Origin of the sequence: Rhizobium aouanii (assembly GCF_037002925.1) — a bacterium.
In the GTDB taxonomy this organism is placed as follows: Bacteria; Pseudomonadota; Alphaproteobacteria; order Rhizobiales; family Rhizobiaceae; genus Rhizobium; species Rhizobium aouanii.
This window is the reverse complement of the sequence record NZ_JBAMYD010000019.1, coordinates 82287-98703: the sequence shown is the minus strand read 5'-3', so window position 1 is coordinate 98703 and position 16417 is coordinate 82287. Positions and strand designations below refer to the sequence as shown.

The 16417-nt window shown below is 60.6% G+C and carries 15 protein-coding genes and 1 pseudogene; 8 read left to right on the top strand and 8 right to left on the bottom strand.

The genetic code is table 11. The annotated features are described in order from the left end of the window. The first annotated feature begins 158 nt into the window (after window positions 1–158). Both V8P77_RS28455 and V8P77_RS28450 read left to right on the top strand, forming a co-directional pair. Window positions 159–560 carry a hypothetical protein gene (locus V8P77_RS28455; RefSeq protein ID WP_032992104.1) on the top strand — a complete coding sequence of 134 codons (402 nt, stop codon included), beginning with the start codon at window positions 159–161 and terminating at the stop codon, window positions 558–560. Window positions 561–649: 89 nt separating this feature from the next. Further along, window positions 650–1356, top strand: a pseudogene (locus V8P77_RS28450) (isoprenylcysteine carboxylmethyltransferase family protein). Between the two features lie 228 nt (window positions 1357–1584). On the opposite strand, the gene V8P77_RS28445 reads toward V8P77_RS28450, so the two are convergent. From V8P77_RS28445 to V8P77_RS28435, 3 genes are read right to left on the bottom strand one after another with little or no spacing between them, the layout of a single operon-like run. Further along, the gene (locus V8P77_RS28445; RefSeq protein WP_335915426.1) at window positions 1585–2115 is read right to left on the bottom strand and encodes a gamma carbonic anhydrase family protein; all 531 of its coding nucleotides are present in this window, start codon (window positions 2113–2115) and stop codon (window positions 1585–1587) included. Window positions 2116–2125: 10 nt separating this feature from the next. Further along, a complete protein-coding gene (locus tag V8P77_RS28440; RefSeq protein ID WP_335915425.1) occupies window positions 2126–2821 on the bottom strand; it encodes a fumarylacetoacetate hydrolase family protein in 696 nt (231 codons plus the stop codon). A 40-nt stretch (window positions 2822–2861) separates the two neighbouring features. After that, complete coding sequence (locus tag V8P77_RS28435) at window positions 2862–3128, bottom strand: hypothetical protein (protein ID WP_335915423.1); 267 nt, start codon at window positions 3126–3128, stop codon at window positions 2862–2864. On the opposite strand from V8P77_RS28435, the gene V8P77_RS28430 reads away from it, so the two are divergent. Both V8P77_RS28430 and V8P77_RS28425 read left to right on the top strand, forming a co-directional pair. After that, window positions 3108–3860: a nucleotidyltransferase domain-containing protein gene (locus tag V8P77_RS28430; protein ID WP_335915422.1), complete on the top strand. Its 753-nt coding sequence runs from the start codon at window positions 3108–3110 to the stop codon at window positions 3858–3860. The genes V8P77_RS28435 and V8P77_RS28430 overlap by 21 nt on opposite strands. Before the next feature lie 45 nt (window positions 3861–3905). Next, window positions 3906–4445, top strand: a complete 540-nt coding sequence (locus V8P77_RS28425) for a GNAT family N-acetyltransferase (protein ID WP_335915421.1) — start codon at window positions 3906–3908, stop codon at window positions 4443–4445. Window positions 4446–4493: 48 nt separating this feature from the next. Here V8P77_RS28425 and V8P77_RS28420 read toward each other — a convergent pair whose 3' ends face one another. Both V8P77_RS28420 and V8P77_RS28415 read right to left on the bottom strand, forming a co-directional pair. Continuing rightward, window positions 4494–6464, bottom strand: a complete 1971-nt coding sequence (locus V8P77_RS28420) for a CHASE2 domain-containing protein (protein WP_335915419.1) — start codon at window positions 6462–6464, stop codon at window positions 4494–4496. Beyond that, on the bottom strand, window positions 6464–10180 hold the full coding sequence (locus V8P77_RS28415) for a FecR domain-containing protein (RefSeq protein WP_335915418.1): 3717 nt from the start codon (window positions 10178–10180) through the stop codon (window positions 6464–6466). The genes V8P77_RS28420 and V8P77_RS28415 overlap by 1 nt, the downstream gene beginning before the upstream one ends. A 130-nt stretch (window positions 10181–10310) precedes the next feature. On the opposite strand from V8P77_RS28415, the gene V8P77_RS28410 reads away from it, so the two are divergent. After that, window positions 10311–10850, top strand: a complete 540-nt coding sequence (locus V8P77_RS28410; RefSeq protein WP_335915417.1) for a Pycsar system effector family protein — start codon at window positions 10311–10313, stop codon at window positions 10848–10850. A gap of 80 nt (window positions 10851–10930) precedes the next feature. On the opposite strand, the gene V8P77_RS28405 is transcribed toward V8P77_RS28410, so the two are convergent. Beyond that, a complete protein-coding gene (locus V8P77_RS28405) occupies window positions 10931–11419 on the bottom strand; it encodes a RidA family protein (protein WP_335915416.1) in 489 nt (162 codons plus the stop codon). Continuing rightward, window positions 11413–12138 (bottom strand): SDR family NAD(P)-dependent oxidoreductase, encoded by a 726-nt coding sequence (locus tag V8P77_RS28400; RefSeq protein ID WP_335915415.1) that lies wholly within the window; start codon window positions 12136–12138, stop codon window positions 11413–11415. The genes V8P77_RS28405 and V8P77_RS28400 overlap by 7 nt, the downstream gene beginning before the upstream one ends. Window positions 12139–12331: 193 nt before the next feature. Here V8P77_RS28400 and V8P77_RS28395 point away from each other — a divergent pair, with 193 nt between their 5' ends. Together V8P77_RS28395 and V8P77_RS28390 are read left to right on the top strand one after the other, a co-directional pair. After that, on the top strand, window positions 12332–13234 hold the full coding sequence (locus V8P77_RS28395) for a LysR family transcriptional regulator (RefSeq protein WP_335915414.1): 903 nt from the start codon (window positions 12332–12334) through the stop codon (window positions 13232–13234). Between the two features lie 113 nt (window positions 13235–13347). Next, window positions 13348–14124, top strand: a complete 777-nt coding sequence (locus V8P77_RS28390; RefSeq protein WP_335915413.1) for a DUF1194 domain-containing protein — start codon at window positions 13348–13350, stop codon at window positions 14122–14124. A gap of 123 nt (window positions 14125–14247) precedes the next feature. On the opposite strand, the gene ampC is transcribed toward V8P77_RS28390, so the two are convergent. After that, the gene (gene ampC / locus V8P77_RS28385; protein ID WP_335915412.1) at window positions 14248–15405 is read right to left on the bottom strand and encodes a class C beta-lactamase; all 1158 of its coding nucleotides are present in this window, start codon (window positions 15403–15405) and stop codon (window positions 14248–14250) included. 123 nt (window positions 15406–15528) lie between these two features. On the opposite strand from ampC, the gene V8P77_RS28380 reads away from it, so the two are divergent. Then, entirely contained in the window at window positions 15529–16413 is an 885-nt protein-coding gene (locus V8P77_RS28380) for a LysR family transcriptional regulator (protein WP_222259066.1), read from the top strand. Window positions 16414–16417 lie beyond the last annotated feature (4 nt).

Here is a 16417-nt window from a genome sequence, read left to right as displayed (position 1 = left end):
AAATTCGACGAAGAATTGTGTGCCCAAGGGGGTGCTCGGCGCGTGGTTAATGTAAGAATCGGAAACACTTTGTGACTAAGTGTCTCCAAAAGCTGCGTTTTTTGACTTGCTGCGCGCGAAGACATGACGGATATTGTTTAAACGTTGAGGAAGCCGTCATGATCAGAATGATTGAAAACCCTGCCGAACTGGCTGGCGAAGATATCACCGGCAAATATATTCTCCGGAGGCTGAACTATCACTGGTTCGCCTACGGCAAGGCCGCTATCGTGACCGCCTGCAAGGGAACGATCCTGCAGCTCGAGCGGGAAGAGACGGTCTATTCCGAGCGTTGGGGACGTCGCGCCTATACGGGCGCCGGCAGGCGTTATCCCGGTGGCATCTGTCCGATTTCTGCGGTCGCCTGCGTTTGCGATACGCCTGATGACGTCAATGCCGTCATTCAGCTGGATGTCGAAGCGCAGGACGAATTCTATCAGCTGATCGCCAAGGCCGAAGCCAGGGTTCAGGCTCTTGCCTCATCCTCACGAAACAGCCAGTTTCTCGAAGCCGCCGAGTAAGGCGATTTTTTCAATGAAATCCGCCATGCGCAGCGTCCTTCTGTGCGTCTAAGAGGACGCTCGGCGCTGTAATGGAACGGAGAGCGATCATGACGCAGCGGGACACTCGGCCCGGTCACTCATTCGCCGCGGCGCCATCGCTCGGATCGCTCGCCATCACCATTGCCGTGATGTTTGTAGCGCTGTTCTGGCCGGCCGGCACGCTCGACTGGCCGCGCGGTTGGATTTTTCTCGGCCTGTTCCTTGTGCTGACTTCTGTCGCAATCATCTGGATCTGGCGGACGAATCCGGAGCTGTTTGCGGCGCGCAGCCGATACCAGAAGGGTACCAAATCCTGGGACGCCGTGGTGGCGACGCTGACGATCATTCTCTTTGCCGCCATTCTTCCGGTGGGCGCATTCGACGACGGACGTTTCCACTGGGCGCCGCAGCCCGATTGGATCGTCTTTATAGGCTATCTCCTGATGACATCAGGTTATCTCGGCCTGACCTGGGCGCAATCGGTCAACCGGCATTTCGAGCCGACGGTGCGCATTCAGACCAACCGCGACCACAAGGTGATCGACACCGGACCCTACGCCGTAATCCGCCATCCCGGATACGCAACTGCCATCGTGCTCAGCGCCGGCATGGCGCTGTCGCTTGATCGCTCTACGCGCTGATCCCCGCCGGCCTGCTCGTCGTCGTCCTCTTCGGCCGCACGCTCGGCGAGGAGGCCGAACTGCGCAAGGGCCTCGAAGGCTATGCGGAGTACATGGAGCGTGTGCGGTGGCGGTGGATTCCGGGAGTCTGGTGAGCGGCTCAGCGGGTCTGCCCTTCGCTTGCGCTCAGTGCATTCGCGGCTTCGCCGCTCACCCCCTCATCTGCCTGCCGGCATCTTCTCCCCGCCGGGGAGAAGCGGAATCGTGGGTGGCGTCTCGCCCCTCCTTCGGATGAGGGGGGCGAGGAGCAAAGAGCGGCGAGCGCCTTGAGCGTAAGTGAAAGGCAAATGAGGGATATATTCCCGGAGAGGAACTCTCTCCGATCACCCGATCTGCCTGAGATCCCTGGCGAAGCGTTGCCAGTTGGCGACGTAGTTTTCTGCCGAGCGACGGATGGCCTCGATTGCTGCCTTGTCGAGCGTGCGCACTGCGCGGGCAGGTGCGCCGACGATCAGGGAGTTGTCGGGGAATTCCTTGCCTTCGGTGACCAGCGCATTGGCGCCGACGAGGCAGTTGTTGCCGATCTTCGCACCATTCAGGATGGTCGCGCCCATGCCGATCAGCGTGTTGTCGCCGATGGTGCAGCCGTGGAGGATGGCGTGATGGCCGATGGTGCAGCCGTTTCCGATCGTCAGCGGGAAGCCCATATCCGTATGGGCCATGACGCCCTCCTGGATGTTGGTGCCTTCGCCTACTGTGATCGGCTCGTTATCGCCACGCAGCACGGCGCCGAACCAGATGCCGGCATTCTCGCCGAGCTCGATCTGGCCGATGATGTTGGCATCCGGTGCGATCCAATAGAGGCCGGCGGCGGGCAGTTTCGGCGTCGAACCGCCAAGCGCGTAGACGGGCATTGCTTTCTCCTCAGACGACCTCGATCGACAGGGTGGCGACGCCGTCGATGCCGCAAGTGATGCGATCGCCCCTGGCCACCGCGCCGACGCCGGCGGGCGTGCCGGTCATGATGATATCGCCGGCTGCGAGAGTGAAGAGCTTCGATAGTTCGGCGATGATCTCCGGCACCTTCCAGATCATCTGGTTGAGATCGCCGTCCTGCACGCGCTTGCCGTTCTGTTCCAGCCAGATCTTTGCCTGCGCGGGGTGACCGAGGCGGCTGGCCGGAACGATCGGGGAGATAGGGGCGGAATGTTCGAAGGCCTTGCCGATCTCCCAGGGACGACCAAGCTTCTTTGCCTCGCCCTGGAGGTCGCGGCGGGTGAAGTCGATGCCGACGGCATAGCCATAGACGCAATGGAGCGCGTCCGCAGCCTCGATGTTTGCGCCGCCTGATTTCAGCGCCAGCACGCATTCCACCTCGTAATGCACGTCGTTCGACAGTGACGGATAGGGAAAGGCATTGCCCGCCGGCAGCAGGTTGTCGGCATTCTTCTGGAAGAAGAAGGGCGGTTCGCGACTGGGATCATGGCCCATCTCGATCGCATGGTCGGCATAGTTGCGCCCGACGCAATAGACGCGACGCACCGGAAAACGCTCGGCGCTGCTTTCGACCGGCAACAACACCGGTTGCGGAAGCGGGATGACGGTGGCGGGATCGGACATTGGCGGGCTCTTCCTGTTCGAGTCTTGCTTTGCGGTCATCTTAGACGGAAATCGGCGCGCCGGGGAAGCGTCCTTGGCCGGCGCCTGGAGCATTGACGCTATCATTATCCAGCGGTATCGTTACCGACATGAACAGGACTTTTGCAGTTTCGACGACGTCTACGACCACCGCGCCGCGGTGGGTGGTAGACGCGTGAACTGAATTCCGTTCATTGCTGCTGAACCAACCCGCCGGAAACGAGCGGGTTTTTTGTTCCGCTCGTCTCCCGTATTCGAGGACGAGATCGTGGACGATATCCAGAAACATGTTCTTGCGGAGCGGGCGCTGGCCGTCGCCCGCCACTGCATCGCCAGCCGCTATGCCGGGGCGGCATTCGCCTATGTCACCGGCTCCATCATGCGCGGCGAAGGCACCGTCTTTTCGGATATCGACTTGGTCGTGGTGTTCGCGTCGCTCGAAAGAGCCTGGCGGGAATCGTTCACCGCGGACGGTTTCCCGGTCGAGGCCTTTGTCCACGATCCGCAGACGCTGGCGCATTATCTCCATCAGGATGCCGACAGCGGCTATCCCATCATGGCGAACATGGTCGCGACAGGCTGTATAGTGGGATCGGATATCGACAGCGCGCGCGTCATCCAGGCAAAGGCGGCAAGTATGCTGGCGGCAGGACCGAAACCTCTTGCCGGGGCAGACTACGACTTGCTGCGCTATCAGGTCACCGATCTGGCCGACGATCTGCGAGGAACGCGACCGCCCGAAGAGATCGCCGCCATTGCGGCGCTGCTCTATCAGAAGCTCGCCGACCTGATGCTCCTTGGACGTGGTGCGTGGGCTGGCCGGGGAAAGTGGGCGCCGCGTCTGATGAGAGAGCTCGACGCGCAATTGGCGGCCGAATTCGACGCGGCGTTCAGTCTGGCGGCTGCGGGTGACGGCGCCCTATTTTTGGCTTTGGCCGATCGAGAGCTTGCCTTGCATGGCGGCCGCTATTTCGAGGGGTTCAGACAGGACGCGCCGCTGGAAGCGCGCCGCCTGGAATAATTTTGGTATCAGTCACATTGCCGCGTTTTGAAGATTGGAGGGAAGATGCTTGAGTATGAATTCAAGGGTGCCTTGCCGTCGGCGGCAAGGCGTACCGCCAGATTGCGCCTCAGAATTCCCGCGGAAGGGGATGTCGACTTCCTGATCCGACTTTTTTCGCGGCCGGAATTGGTCGCCCACCGACCGGTGCCGCGGCCTGATACGCCGGAGGAAAGTACAGCGCGGCTTGCGCGCGACATCGGGCATTGGAAGGACCACGGATTCGGGCGTTGGGCAATTGAGGCAAACGGTGCGTTGATCGGTTTCGGCGGCGTGACCGTTTCGGAAGAATTTGATGGCCTCAATCTTTCCTATCATCTGCAACCAGAAAGCTGGGGGCAGGGATATGCCACGGAATTGGTCCGGGAAACGCTGACCTTTGCGTTTGATGATCTGCATGCCGACTGGGTGATCGGCTTGGTTCGTCCCGTCAATGCCGCCTCGAAGCACATTCTCGAGAAATGCGGCTTCACTTTCAAGCGCGAGGTGATGCTGCATGGCGCGCCGACCAACATGTACGCCTTTGGCAAAACGAGCGGCTCATGAACGAACATCCGTGCGCAATTATCAGGCGTGACGAGACGTCGCCGCCAGTCATTCCTCGCCGGATTCGGCCAGCGCATCGCGGATGATCGCGTAATAAGGGGCAAGCTCGGGGATATCGGCGGCCAGCCTGTCGAAGGCGGGGTTGGATGGCGCAAGCGTGCCGGCGTATTTCGCTTGCGTGAAGGCCCGATGGGCGGCAAGGGCCTCGGCGTCGGCCGTGTGCACGATGGTATAGACGGGCGAGGGTACTGTGCGGCCCTTGACGATGATGCGGTCGAGCTCGACCACGGTATAGATGTCGGCGACCAGCCTTGCCGTCTCCTCGCCGAGCAGCAGGGCCACGCCATAATTCTTCGAGGCGCCTTCGAGGCGGGAGGCGAGGTTGACGCTGTCGCCGAGGCAGGAATAGTCGAAGCGGCGGGTCGAACCCATGTTGCCGACGATGCATTCGCCGGTGTTGATGCCGACGCCCATCTTCAAGACGTGGGGCTTGCCGCCGCGTGCTGCGGCTTCCCGTTCCAGTTCACGGTTGAGGTTCGAAATCGCGGCCTGCATGGCGAGCGAGGCTTTGACTGCGTGGAGCGCATGCTCGGGATCGTCGAGCGGCGCATTCCAGAAGGCCATGATGCAATCGCCCATATATTTGTCGATCGTCCCGCCATGATCCATCACCACGTCGGAAAGTGGCGTCAGCAGCCGGTTGATCAGGCCGGTCAGTTGCTCCGGGTCGTCCTTCAGCGTCTCGGCGATGGTGGTGAAGCCGCGCACGTCCGAAAACAGCACCGAGAGCGTGCGCCGCTCGCCGCCGAGCTTCAGCTGCGAGGGATCGTTCGACAGGCGCTTGACGAGGTCGGGCGAGATATATTGGGCAAAGGCGCGGGTGATTTGGCGCTTGTTGCGGCGCTCCTCGGCAAAATCGAAGGCGGCCTGGCCAAAGACGACAGAGATATAGGCGACCGTCGGGCCAAGCGGCGAGACGAAGATATGGGCTAGCCGCATACCGGCGGCACTGACGGCGGCGAAGGCAAGGAGGGCCGCCGCGCTTGTCACGATCGTCAGCCATCCCGTCGAGCGCCAGACGGTGGCGGCGGCCAGCAGCACCGATATCAGGATGCAGGCAGCGACAGCAGGCAGCCGGGCTTCCGCGATCGACAGGCCGCTGCGGATATTGTCGTAGATCGTCGCCTGGATCTCGACGCCGGAGACGAGCCTGCCGGTATGAACGGTGTAGGGCGTCGCAAAGGCATCGACGCCACCCTTGTCGATTGCCGGCGCATTCTGCAGGCTGAGGCCGACCAGCACGACACGGTCCTTGAAATAATCCGGCGGCAGCAGGTTCTTCGGGTCGAGCGCCTGGTAGTAGGAGACGGTGGGATAGGAGCGGGCCGGGCCGAAGGACTGGATGAGCCGGCCGGCCGGCAGAGTCTCGGGGGCGACGCCGGCGACCTTGGCCAGCATGGTGGCAAAGCCGTCCTCATAGCCCGGGATGCGCCGGAACGTGCCGTCGCCGCTGAGTTCGACGGAGGCGATGCCGGTCACCGCACCCGCCTCGGTCAGCTGCGGCAGGGGTGTGGCGCGGATCAGCTGCGAGGCCTGTGGCGTTTCGATCAGCGTTTCGTCGCCGGCAAGCACGACATCGGAGCCGACCGCTTCGGTGATTGCGGCATCATTATCAGGGTTCGAGGGTTCGGCCATGATGATGTCGAGGCCGATGACGCGGGCGCCGGCGGCGCGCAGCTGGCTGATGAGCTCGGCATGCAGGCTGCGCGGCCAGGGCCATTGCGCATTGATATCGGCAAGCGAGGGTTCGTCGATCGCGACGATTACGGGTCCGCCGGGCGGCGGACGGGGATCGTCGACTGTCGAGAGATAGTCGAAGCTTCGGAGCTCCAGCAGCGACCAGGCGGGCAGGCGCGATAGAAACGAGATGGCGATCAGCGTCGTCAGCGACAGCACGAGCAGCCTGAGATGGCGGCTCCCGGTCTGCCCTGCCTGCCGCGACTTCTCCTGCGGCCGCATCAGAAGCGAACTTTGAGCGTGCCCTTGAAAGCGCGGCCCCAGCCGGGCACGCCGGGCGTGATCTCGAAGTCCTCATCGAGCAGGTTATAGGCGGCTGCCTCCAGCTCGATGCGCTTATCGAACGGTTCCCAGACCAGGTGGGCGTCGAGGCTCCAGTAATCGTCGAGCTTGGTGCCAAACCGATCGCCATCGCGCTCGCCGATATAGTTGGCGGCCACCGTGGCCTTGACCTTGGCTTCGTTGACCCAGGCCAGCGCAATCTGGCCTGAGTTCTGCGGTATGAACGGAAGAGGGCCGCCATAGATCGGCTCGAGCGGATCCCTGTTTTCCGAATCCATATAAGCATAGGTAGCCGAAAGGCCGAAACCATGGCCGAGCACGACGTTTGCGGTGACGGCAGCGCGATCGATGCTGCCGCGCGAGATCGGCAGGCTGGTATCCGACGGAAGCGAGATCATCGGAAAATCGATCGAGAAATCATGCAGCTCCTGGTGCTGATACTCGACCGAGGTGAAGAATCGATCGGTCCATTCGGCATCCCACTGCAGGGCGACCGTATCCGTGTAGCCCTGCGGATTGGCGGAAAACTGGTTAGCCTGAAGCCCGAGGACGCCGATGGGGGCAAGGGTCGGAATACCAATATCAAAGCTCTGACGCATGAAGGCAGCACGCAGCCAGTGGTTTTGAACCGGCGCCCAGGCGAGGCCGAAGCGCGGCTCCAGCCGGGTGATGTCAATGCCGTCGCCCTCCAGGCGGGTTGCGAACACAGCGTATTCGCCCTTGAGATCCGGCGTGATCTCATGCAGCACATCGATATAGCCGCGGCCGATATCGATCGTGTTCTCTGTGCGATCGGTAGGGGCTGTCAAGCCTAGGAGCGTCGTATCGACGGTGCTGCTGGCATCCAACCAGCCGCCTTCGAGGCCGTAGCGAAATGTCAAAGGCCCGGTACCTATGGAATGGCTCAAAGCGCCGATATAAGTTTGGGATTCGGTCTCCTGAGTGACGTTGGTAAAGGGAATGATGAAGGGAACCCCTCTGCCGATAAACACTGGGTCCAGGTCGACATCAAGCACGCTGTTCGTATTCGATTTGCTTCCTGAATAAAGCAGTGCTCCGTTCAACACGTTTTCATACGCAAACGTGTGGCTCCAGCCGATTCCGGCATATGTGCTTTCTCGTACAGTCTCCTCTGTTGTGTAGAGAGGCAGCGGGATAGGGACACGGAACAGGAGTTCCATGAACCCGGTGTTTGACGATAACGCGTTCAGTGTTCCATCATTCTTGCCGTGGTTGATGAAGGCTACCACGCGATCATCAGGCGTGACCGTTGCCGTCAGATAACCGTTGGCGCTCAGCAGCTTGTTATCCGTCTGGACACCGCCGAAATCCTGGTAGTCGCGGTCGAGCGCCAGCTCTTCCCAGGTCAGGTTGCCATAGAAGCTGATCGGGATCGTCGCGTTCGAATAACCTTGGATATCGGCCTCGCCGATGCGTCTCGTATGGCCGTCGACGCTGTTGATGCCGCCGCCGAGCGAGCCTTCGATGAAGGGCACGTCAAACAGGGTTACCGAGCGCGAGCGGCCGGAAAGCATGTGCGGCGAAAGCAGCAGGCCCTGGATGAAGGATGAATAGCTCGACGCGTTGCCGCGGTTCTGGATGATATTGTCGTCGCTGAAGCTGGTCGCGTTGACGAAAGGAAAGATGCTGCCCTTGATCGACTGATCGATATAACCGGTGCCGTTGAAAGGATCGAAAACGGCATCGCCGTAATAGCGGCCCCAGGCATCCAATCCTTGCAGGCGGAAGGCGTCGTTCAGTGTCGATCCGGCGCTCGCATTGGCGCCGAGCGAGCTGTAATCGCCGCCGCGGGCGCGCGAGCGGCGCAGGAATTCCTGCGCGTTGCGGATCGCGCCGTCTGAATCATAATCGTCGATATCGATCGCGGTGCGGAAGGACGAGATAACAGGATCGTCGTCGTCGAGACGGTTGGCGTTATCGAGCGCCTGCTCGGAGGGAAGCCGATCGCCCTTTTCGTAATGGGCGGCTGCAAGCATGAACTGCGACTGCGAATGCGCGGGATTGGCGGTGCTGGCGGCGAGCAGATCTGCCAGCGCCTTGTCGCGCTCGCCGGTCTGCAGGTAGTAGCGGCCACGCGCAAGCAGGGCGTGATCGAAGGATGGATCGAGAGCGATCGCGGTGTCGATTTCGCGCTTGGCCTCCTTCATGCGCGCTTGGTCGAGATAGAGGATCGCGAGGTTCGCGTGTAGCAGCGGGTCCTGCGGATCGAGCTCGATCGCCTTCTTGAAGGCCTTTTCCGCCTCGCCATTGGCATCGCGCGAACTCTGCAGCAGGCCGAGCGAATTCAGCGTGCCCGATGCGCCGGGGGCAAGCGCGATGGCGCGGTTCAGGTCCGCGAGCGCGCCGTTGATATCGCTTTCATAGGTTGCCTTGTAGCCTGCACGGGCCGACAGCGCCATCGGATGATCGGGGTCGAGCGCCAGCGAGCGTTCTATCGCTTCCTTCATCTGCTCACGGTCGTCGGTGAGCTCCGCCAGCTGGGCGCGGACCGCCGGCAGGGTCGGATCATCGGGATAGCGCTGCTCCGCTTTCTTTATGATCTCGAGCGCTGCGCGCGGATTTTTCAGGAAGCCTGTCGTATAGGCCTCCATGATCGCGCCATAGGGGCCGGTGGTGTTGGCCGGCGGCGGTTCGGCATGGGCGGGGTCGGCTAGCGAACGGGCGAAATAGCCGCCATATTGGGCCATGTTGCGGCGTGTCGGGTCGAGATGCGGCAGCGCCTTCTGAAAGAGCCTGGCGGCATCGCCGTAGCGCTTCTCCGAACCGGCGATGGTGGCGGCGATCAGGTCGACGCGCGCCTGCTGGGCTGCCGTCAGTTTGCGGTCGCGGATATTCTTCAGCGTTGCGGCTGCAGCCTGGCGTCCATCGAAGGCGCTCTGCACTTCGGCAAGTTCAAGCCAGTCTTCGGTGGTGCGGCGCTCCGGCGGCAGCCCTAACAGGCGGCGGCGTTCGGTCGCCATGCGGTCGGCCCGCAGCGGCGAAGTCGGCATCAGGTCGAAGCCGTCGCGCAGGTCCAGATAGAAGAGCATCTGTTCGCGGTCATCGGGATTGACGCTGATGATTTTGGTCGGCGCCTGGCCGATGGTCGCGACCGCCCCTTCGCCCTCGTTCACTTCGACGCTGCCCTGCGGGTTGCTGAGCGCCACGCGGCCTTCGAGCACAATCATCGATGTCTTGGCGCCCTCGACGGTCATGGTCCAGTCCGTGCCGCGGATGGCGGCGGCGGCGGCCGGTGTTTCCACCGTCAGGCTCTGGCCGCCACGCTCGGCGCGCGCCCAGATGGTGCCGGATTGGAGATTGAGCACGGTATCGCCGCCGGCCGCCATCTTCTTCACCTGCAGCGAGGAATTCCGGCCGAGGCGGACCTGAGTGTGGTCGGAAAAGACGATGGCGAGCTGGCCATTGGCATTGGTGCGCAGCACGTCGCCGGTCAGGAGATCCTGATTGATGTCGACAACACGCCAGTTCGACACGTCGATGAAGCGGACTTCCTCGCCGATCTTGCGTGCGATGACAGAGCCGGCGACCGGCGTAGCGCGCGGCACGGGATCGGCCATCGCCGGCGGCCCGAAACCGGGCACGGCAAACGCCAGCGCCATCCCGACGCGACAGATGTTACTGGAATAACCCCGCATGTCCTCGACCCCATACCCCGCTTCCCCTTTGTCCGTGTAGAGTGGAAAAGTCAAGCATGTTGCACACGTGTTCTTGCTTTCGTCGCGAAGTGTAATATCAGGGAAACACTTTAGGGGATGGAGTATTCAGGTGAGCGAATTCGAAAATGCCACTGAGGTTATGCTGAGCAAGCCCTCGAGCGGGGACGTTAGCACCGAGTATTTCGATCATATCAAGAAAATCAATGATATATTTTATGATCAAATCAAGATATCCGACCAAAAGGCTGCCTATATCTTTACTTTCATGCTCGCCTTTCTGGTGAGTTCCAGCGAGGTGAGGGCCGTGTTCAGCCTGGGGCGTTACACCGGCGGCACACCGGGCAGCATGCTCTTTTCCGGCCTGCTTGCCTCGGCCTCGGTCTTCTCGATCCTGTCGGCGATTCTTGTCGTGCTGCCGCGGCGTCTCGGCACCTCCACCTCGCTATTCTGGGGCGCCTGGCCTGATCATCGCGATATGTTCTTCGAGGCCGCGCTTCGCCGTGACGAGCGCTACCTCTTCGACCAATATCTCGAAAACGCCAACATTCTTTCGGCCATCGCCCGCAACAAATACCGCTGCGTCACCTTCGCGTTTCGTGGGCTGATGGTAAGCGTGATCGCCTATGTGCTGCTGTTGATTGCCGTGTGAGGGAGTAGACGGCGAAGCCAGCGAATGCGCTGAGCGCAGGCGGCCAAGAATGCAGGGCGCGCCGAGGCGCGCCCGCCCGTTCAATCTTCGATCTCGAGAACGAGCTCGAGCTCGATCGGCACGCCTAACGGCAGGCTGGCCACGCCGAGGACAATTCGGCCGGAGAGTTTGTCTTCGCCGAAGACCTGGAGCAGCATTTCGGATGCCCCGTCGGCGACCTTTGGGTGGTCGCGAAAATCGCCTTCGGTGGCGATATAGACGCCGAGCTTGACGACCTTCGCCACCCTGTCCAGCGAACCGAGATATTCCCTGGCGGCCGCAAGGGCGCTAAGGGTCGCTGCCTCGGCGGCCTTCCTGCCGTCTTCGGCCGTCAGCGCGCCGCCGACGCGGCCGATATAGCGGGGCTTGCGGTCGACGACCGGCAGCATACCGCTGAAGAAGACCAGCTTGCCGGTTCTGACCGCCTCGACATAGGCGCCCAAGGGCGTCGGCGGTGGGGGAAGGGCGATGCCGAGTTCCCGCAGCCGCCGTTCCGCGCCGGCTGCCTCAGCTTTCGCATGGCCTACCATTTGCCCAGATGTGCGCCGCCGTCGACGTGCAGCACCTCCCCGGTTATGCGCGGAGCTTCGGTGAGGAAGACGACGGCATCGGCGATCTCCTCGACGTTGGAAATGCCTGCCATCGGCGACAGCGTGCTCAGGAAGTCCTTCGGGTTGTCTTTGTGCAACGGCGTGTCGACCACACCGGGAGCGACGATATTGAAGCGAATTTTCTCGCTCGCATATTCCATCGCCAGGTTCTTGGAGATGGCGTTGATGCCGCCCTTCGTCATCATCGAGACTGAGGCGGAGAAGCCGGCGATCGGATGATCGGTCAATGGGGTGGTGATGCTGACGACGCTGCCGCCCGTTTTCTGCGCGAGCATCTGCCTGACGACCTGTTGGGTCAGGTGGATGAAGCCTTCGAGATTGGTCGAGGACAATTTCTGGAAGTCGGCCATCGTGAAATCGACGAACGGCTTAGCCAGGAAAATGCCGGCATTGTTGACGAGGCCGTCGATCGAGCCGAAGCGGTCGATTGCGGTCCTTGCCACCCGCGCTGCGGTTTCGGCATCGCCAATGTCGCCATCGACAAGCGCCAGCCTGTCCGAGGCTTGGAAAGCCTCCGAGGCGCTGACCTGGCGCGAGGTGGCGACGACATTGTAGCCGCGCTGGATGAAGGCGTTGACGAGGCCGGCTCCGATACCCTGGGAGGCGCCCGTGACGATGACTGTTTTTCTCGTAGTCATGCTGATCTCCATAATCTGGTTCGGGCAATGCGGGCCCTGCGGTTGCAAAGGCGGGGTTGCTCGAGATGGGGCTGCTGCGAATGCGCCTCCATCGGTTGTGGTTGTTTTCGCAAGGTGAATATGGCGAAAGCTCCATTACCTGATTAGATGGAAATATCTGGATTCTCTTTTGCGCCCATGCAAAAATCAGCGCATGGCCGATCTGAACGACATCGCCGTTTTCGTGAAGGTGGCGCAGTATGGCAGCTTCAGCCGCGCTGCCCATTCCCTCAGCATGCCGGTATCGACCGTCAGCCGGAAGGTGACGTCGCTGGAGGAGCAGCTCGGCGTGACGCTCATGCAGCGGACGACCCGCAAGCTGAGCCTGACCGCGCAGGGCCGGGCCTATTACGACAGGTGCAGCGAACCGCTCGCGCATCTCCTCGATGCCGAGCAGGCGCTCACCGAGACACAGAGAAAACCGGAAGGTCTGCTGAAGATCTCCGTGCCTGTGATCTTCGGGCAGGAGGTCTTCTACGAATTCATCTCATCCTTCCTGAAGACCTATCCCAATATCCAGGTCGATCTCTTCGTCACCAACCTGTTTCTCGATCTGATCGCCGAGAATGTCGATCTCGCCGTCCGCTTCGGCGAACTCAAGGATTCCTCCATCGTCGCCCAGCGGCTCGGCAAGAGCGTGCGCTATCTGGTCGCCGCACCGGACTATCTGAAGGGCAGGGTGCTTCCCTTGAAGCCCGAAGACCTGAAGGACCATCAGTGCGTGCTCTTGAACGGCCGCAACGGCGAGGCGGAATGGCATCTCGTGAGCCGTCGCAAATCGGTTCGCCTGCATGTGTCGGGGCCGGTATCGAGCCGGGATTTCGATGCGGTGAGCGCCTTCACCTATCGCGGACACGGCATCGGCCTGCTGCCTTCGACCTATTGCGACGAACAGATCAGAAGAGGCGAACTCGTCCGCCTGTTGCCGGACTGGTCGTCCGAGGAAATTTTCGTGCACGCCGTCTATCCCACGCGCCGCTTCCTGCCCTCCCGATTGCAGGTCTTTCTCGAGGCGCTGAAAGCATGGAAGACCCCCTTGTGGCTGCCCTTGCATTGAAGGCTTCCAATTCCATCACCGAAAATTGAAGCCGTGCGGGTGGGCGAGCGTCCAGTGTCCGCCAAGCTGTGTTAGAGTTCGCTGGCTTGGATGGCGCAGGGATTGGATTGCCAATGCTGACGACACTTGCGGTGCTTATGGGTCTTTCCGGCCTCGTCCCCATCGCGCAGGCGGGGGGAAGCGAGGTCGATGTGACCCTCGTGCTTGCTGTGGACACCTCGCGGTCGATGGACTTCGAGGAGATCGGCATCCAGCGCGAGGGTTATGTCGAAGCGCTCAAGCACAAGGAATTCATCGACGCGGTCAAGGGCGGGCTGACCGGTCGCATCGCCATCAGCTATTTCGAATGGGCAGGCTATGTCGTCCAGGATTCCGTCATCGACTGGCAGGTGATCGAGACGGAAGAGGATGCGATCGCTTTTGCCGATAAACTCGAAGCCCGGCCGATTGCCACGCAGCGGCGCACATCGATCTCCACCGCGATTGCCCAGGGCGCCAGCATGATCGTTTCCAGCCCCTTTCAGTCCAGGCGGCAGGTGATCGATGTCTCCGGCGATGGGCCGAACAATTCCGGCGATCCTGTCACCCCCGTCCGCGACAAGGCGGTGGAAGCCGGCATGATCATCAATGGCCTCGCCATCATGCTGCGGCCCTCCGATGCGCCCAACGGGCTCGATAAATATTATGCGGATTGCGTGATCGGCGGTCCCGGCGCCTTCGTGCTGCCGGTCCGCAAAATCGAGGATTTCGCCGTTGCCGTGCGCCGCAAGCTGGTACTGGAGATCAGCGGCTTTTCCCCGCCGGCGACGGTGCAGAAAACAGCCGGCGCCGAGACGGGTACCGACTGCCTGATCGGTGAGAAGCAGTGGCGTGATATTTTCGACCGTTGATACCAGAACAGGATGATCTTAGACCGGGTCGGCCTAAAATCTCAATCCTGTTCTGAATTACATAGTTAGAGCATGATGTCGTCCGAAAACCGCGCACACTTTTCGGCATCATGCTCTACCGGATCAGCGCGCCGAAATTATATCAGTCAGTATCTGGTAAGCGGCGGAGACGCGGTCCTCGTTGGGATAGTTTTTGTTGGCCAGAATGACGATACCGAGCCGCTCTTTCGGGACGAACGCGACATATGCGCCGAAACCATTCGTTGAGCCGGTTTTATTGATCCAGACATCGTCGCGCGGTTTCATTGCCGGCATCAGTTGCTTGACGGGAATGGTCTTGAGCATCGCGCTGGAATTGTTGTCCATCAACGTCGTCAATGTCGCAGGATAGGAATACTGTTCCCAAATAAGGTCCTGGGCCATCGCGCCGACATCGAAGTATGCCGTGTGCGTATTGGTGATCGCCTGCTGGAGCTTATCGTCCAATTCGACCAGTCCCATATTCGCGTCGATGAACCGGATCATGTCGCCTGCCGTGGATTTCACTCCATAGGCCTCGGACGAAAGAGTGGCGGGTGTCATCCGAGCCGGCTCGCCGCTTCGCTTGTAGCCTTGGGCATAGTCGGCCATTCTCGATTTCGGCACATTGATATAGGTGCTCGTCAGTCCGAGAGAAGGAAACAATTGGTCTTCCATAAGAGCTGCGAAATCTTTGCCCATGCTTTTCGCCGTTATATATCCGAGCACGCCGATGCTTGGATTGGCGTATGTTCGGTGCGTTCCGGCGGCATATGATGGTTTCCAGCCTGCGAAATACTCCATCAGCTGTTTTTCGGTTTTGACTTCATCGGGAACTTGCAGCGGAAATCCGCCAGCTGTGTGCGTGCCCAAATTCATCAGCGCGACATCGCCGAAGGGTCTTCCTTTCATCGCCGGAAGATATTTGCTTGCCTTGTCCGACAGCGAAAGTTGGCCGGTCACGTCCGCGTAAGAGGTGAGGGTGACTGTAAAAGTTTTGCTGATCGATCCCAGTTCGAACATGGTTGCAGGGGTGACGGGCCTGCCTGCGTCCGTCGACTCGACGCCGTAGTTGAAGATGTGGTTCTGTCCGTCAACGGTGATGGCAACGGCCATGCCCGGAATGCCGTATTTATCCATGACTGGTTTTATCGCGGCGTCCGAGATGGCTTTCAGTTTCAGCTCGTCAGCCGCAAAGCCACTTGTGGAAATGCATGTGGAGACCAATGCGGCCGATAGAATTCCTATCCAATCACGCTTCATTTCTTCATCCTCTAAAAGCAGCTTCATCAACGCAAAGGCGCATGAGGACGGCATTTAACGGCACTGTTTTGCAGCAGCAAACGATGATATCTCGGAGGAGATCCAAGAAAATCTAGGGCTAAGATGGTTCGCCAATTCCTCCCCTTAAATGGCCTGAGAGCTTTCGAAGCATCGGCAAGACATCTCAGCTTCACCCGTGCCGCGATCGAGCTTTGTGTTACCCAGGCGGCTGTCAGCCAGCAGGTCAAAAGCCTGGAGAAGCGATTGGGGGCTGCGCTTTTTCAGCGCCTCCCAAGAGGCTTGAAAATCACCGCAGAAGGCGAAGCTCTTTTGCCGACCTTGACCAATTCCTTCGATCAGATGGCGATTACGCTGGACCGGATTGAAGCCGGGCAGGTTCGGGAATTGCTGTTCCTGGGCGTGGTCGGGACGTTTGCCGTCGGCTGGTTGTTGCCAAGGCTTTCGGATTTTCAACGGCAGCACCCGTTCATCGATGTGCGCATTTCGACAAACAATAATCGCGTCGATATGGCGGCCGAGGGACTGGATTTTGCCATTCGCTTCGGAAGCGGCTCCTGGCACGGCACAGAGGCACTGCGTCTGTTCGACGCTCCGCTCTCTCCTCTGTGCACACCCAAATTGGCCGAGCGTTTAAGGTCGCCTGCAGACCTGGTCGAGGCGACGCTTTTGCGGAGCTACAGGGCGGACGAATGGAGCACGTGGTTCGCGGCAGCGAACGTTCCTCCGGCAGCACAGATAAACGCAGGTATCGTCTTCGACTCTTCGCTGGCGATGATGGAGGCGGCCCTGCAAGGGCTGGGGATCGCTCTGGCGCCGCCGTCGATGTTTTCCAGGCATTTGTCGTCAGGGGCTATAAGACAACCTTTTCCTACGACCATATCGTTGGGGAGCTACTGGCTAACCCGACTTCAATCAAGGCCGCCAACAGCGGCCATGCTCGCATTTTCCGATTGGATGACGTCGCAGATGTCTTCCGCATCTCAGTGACAGT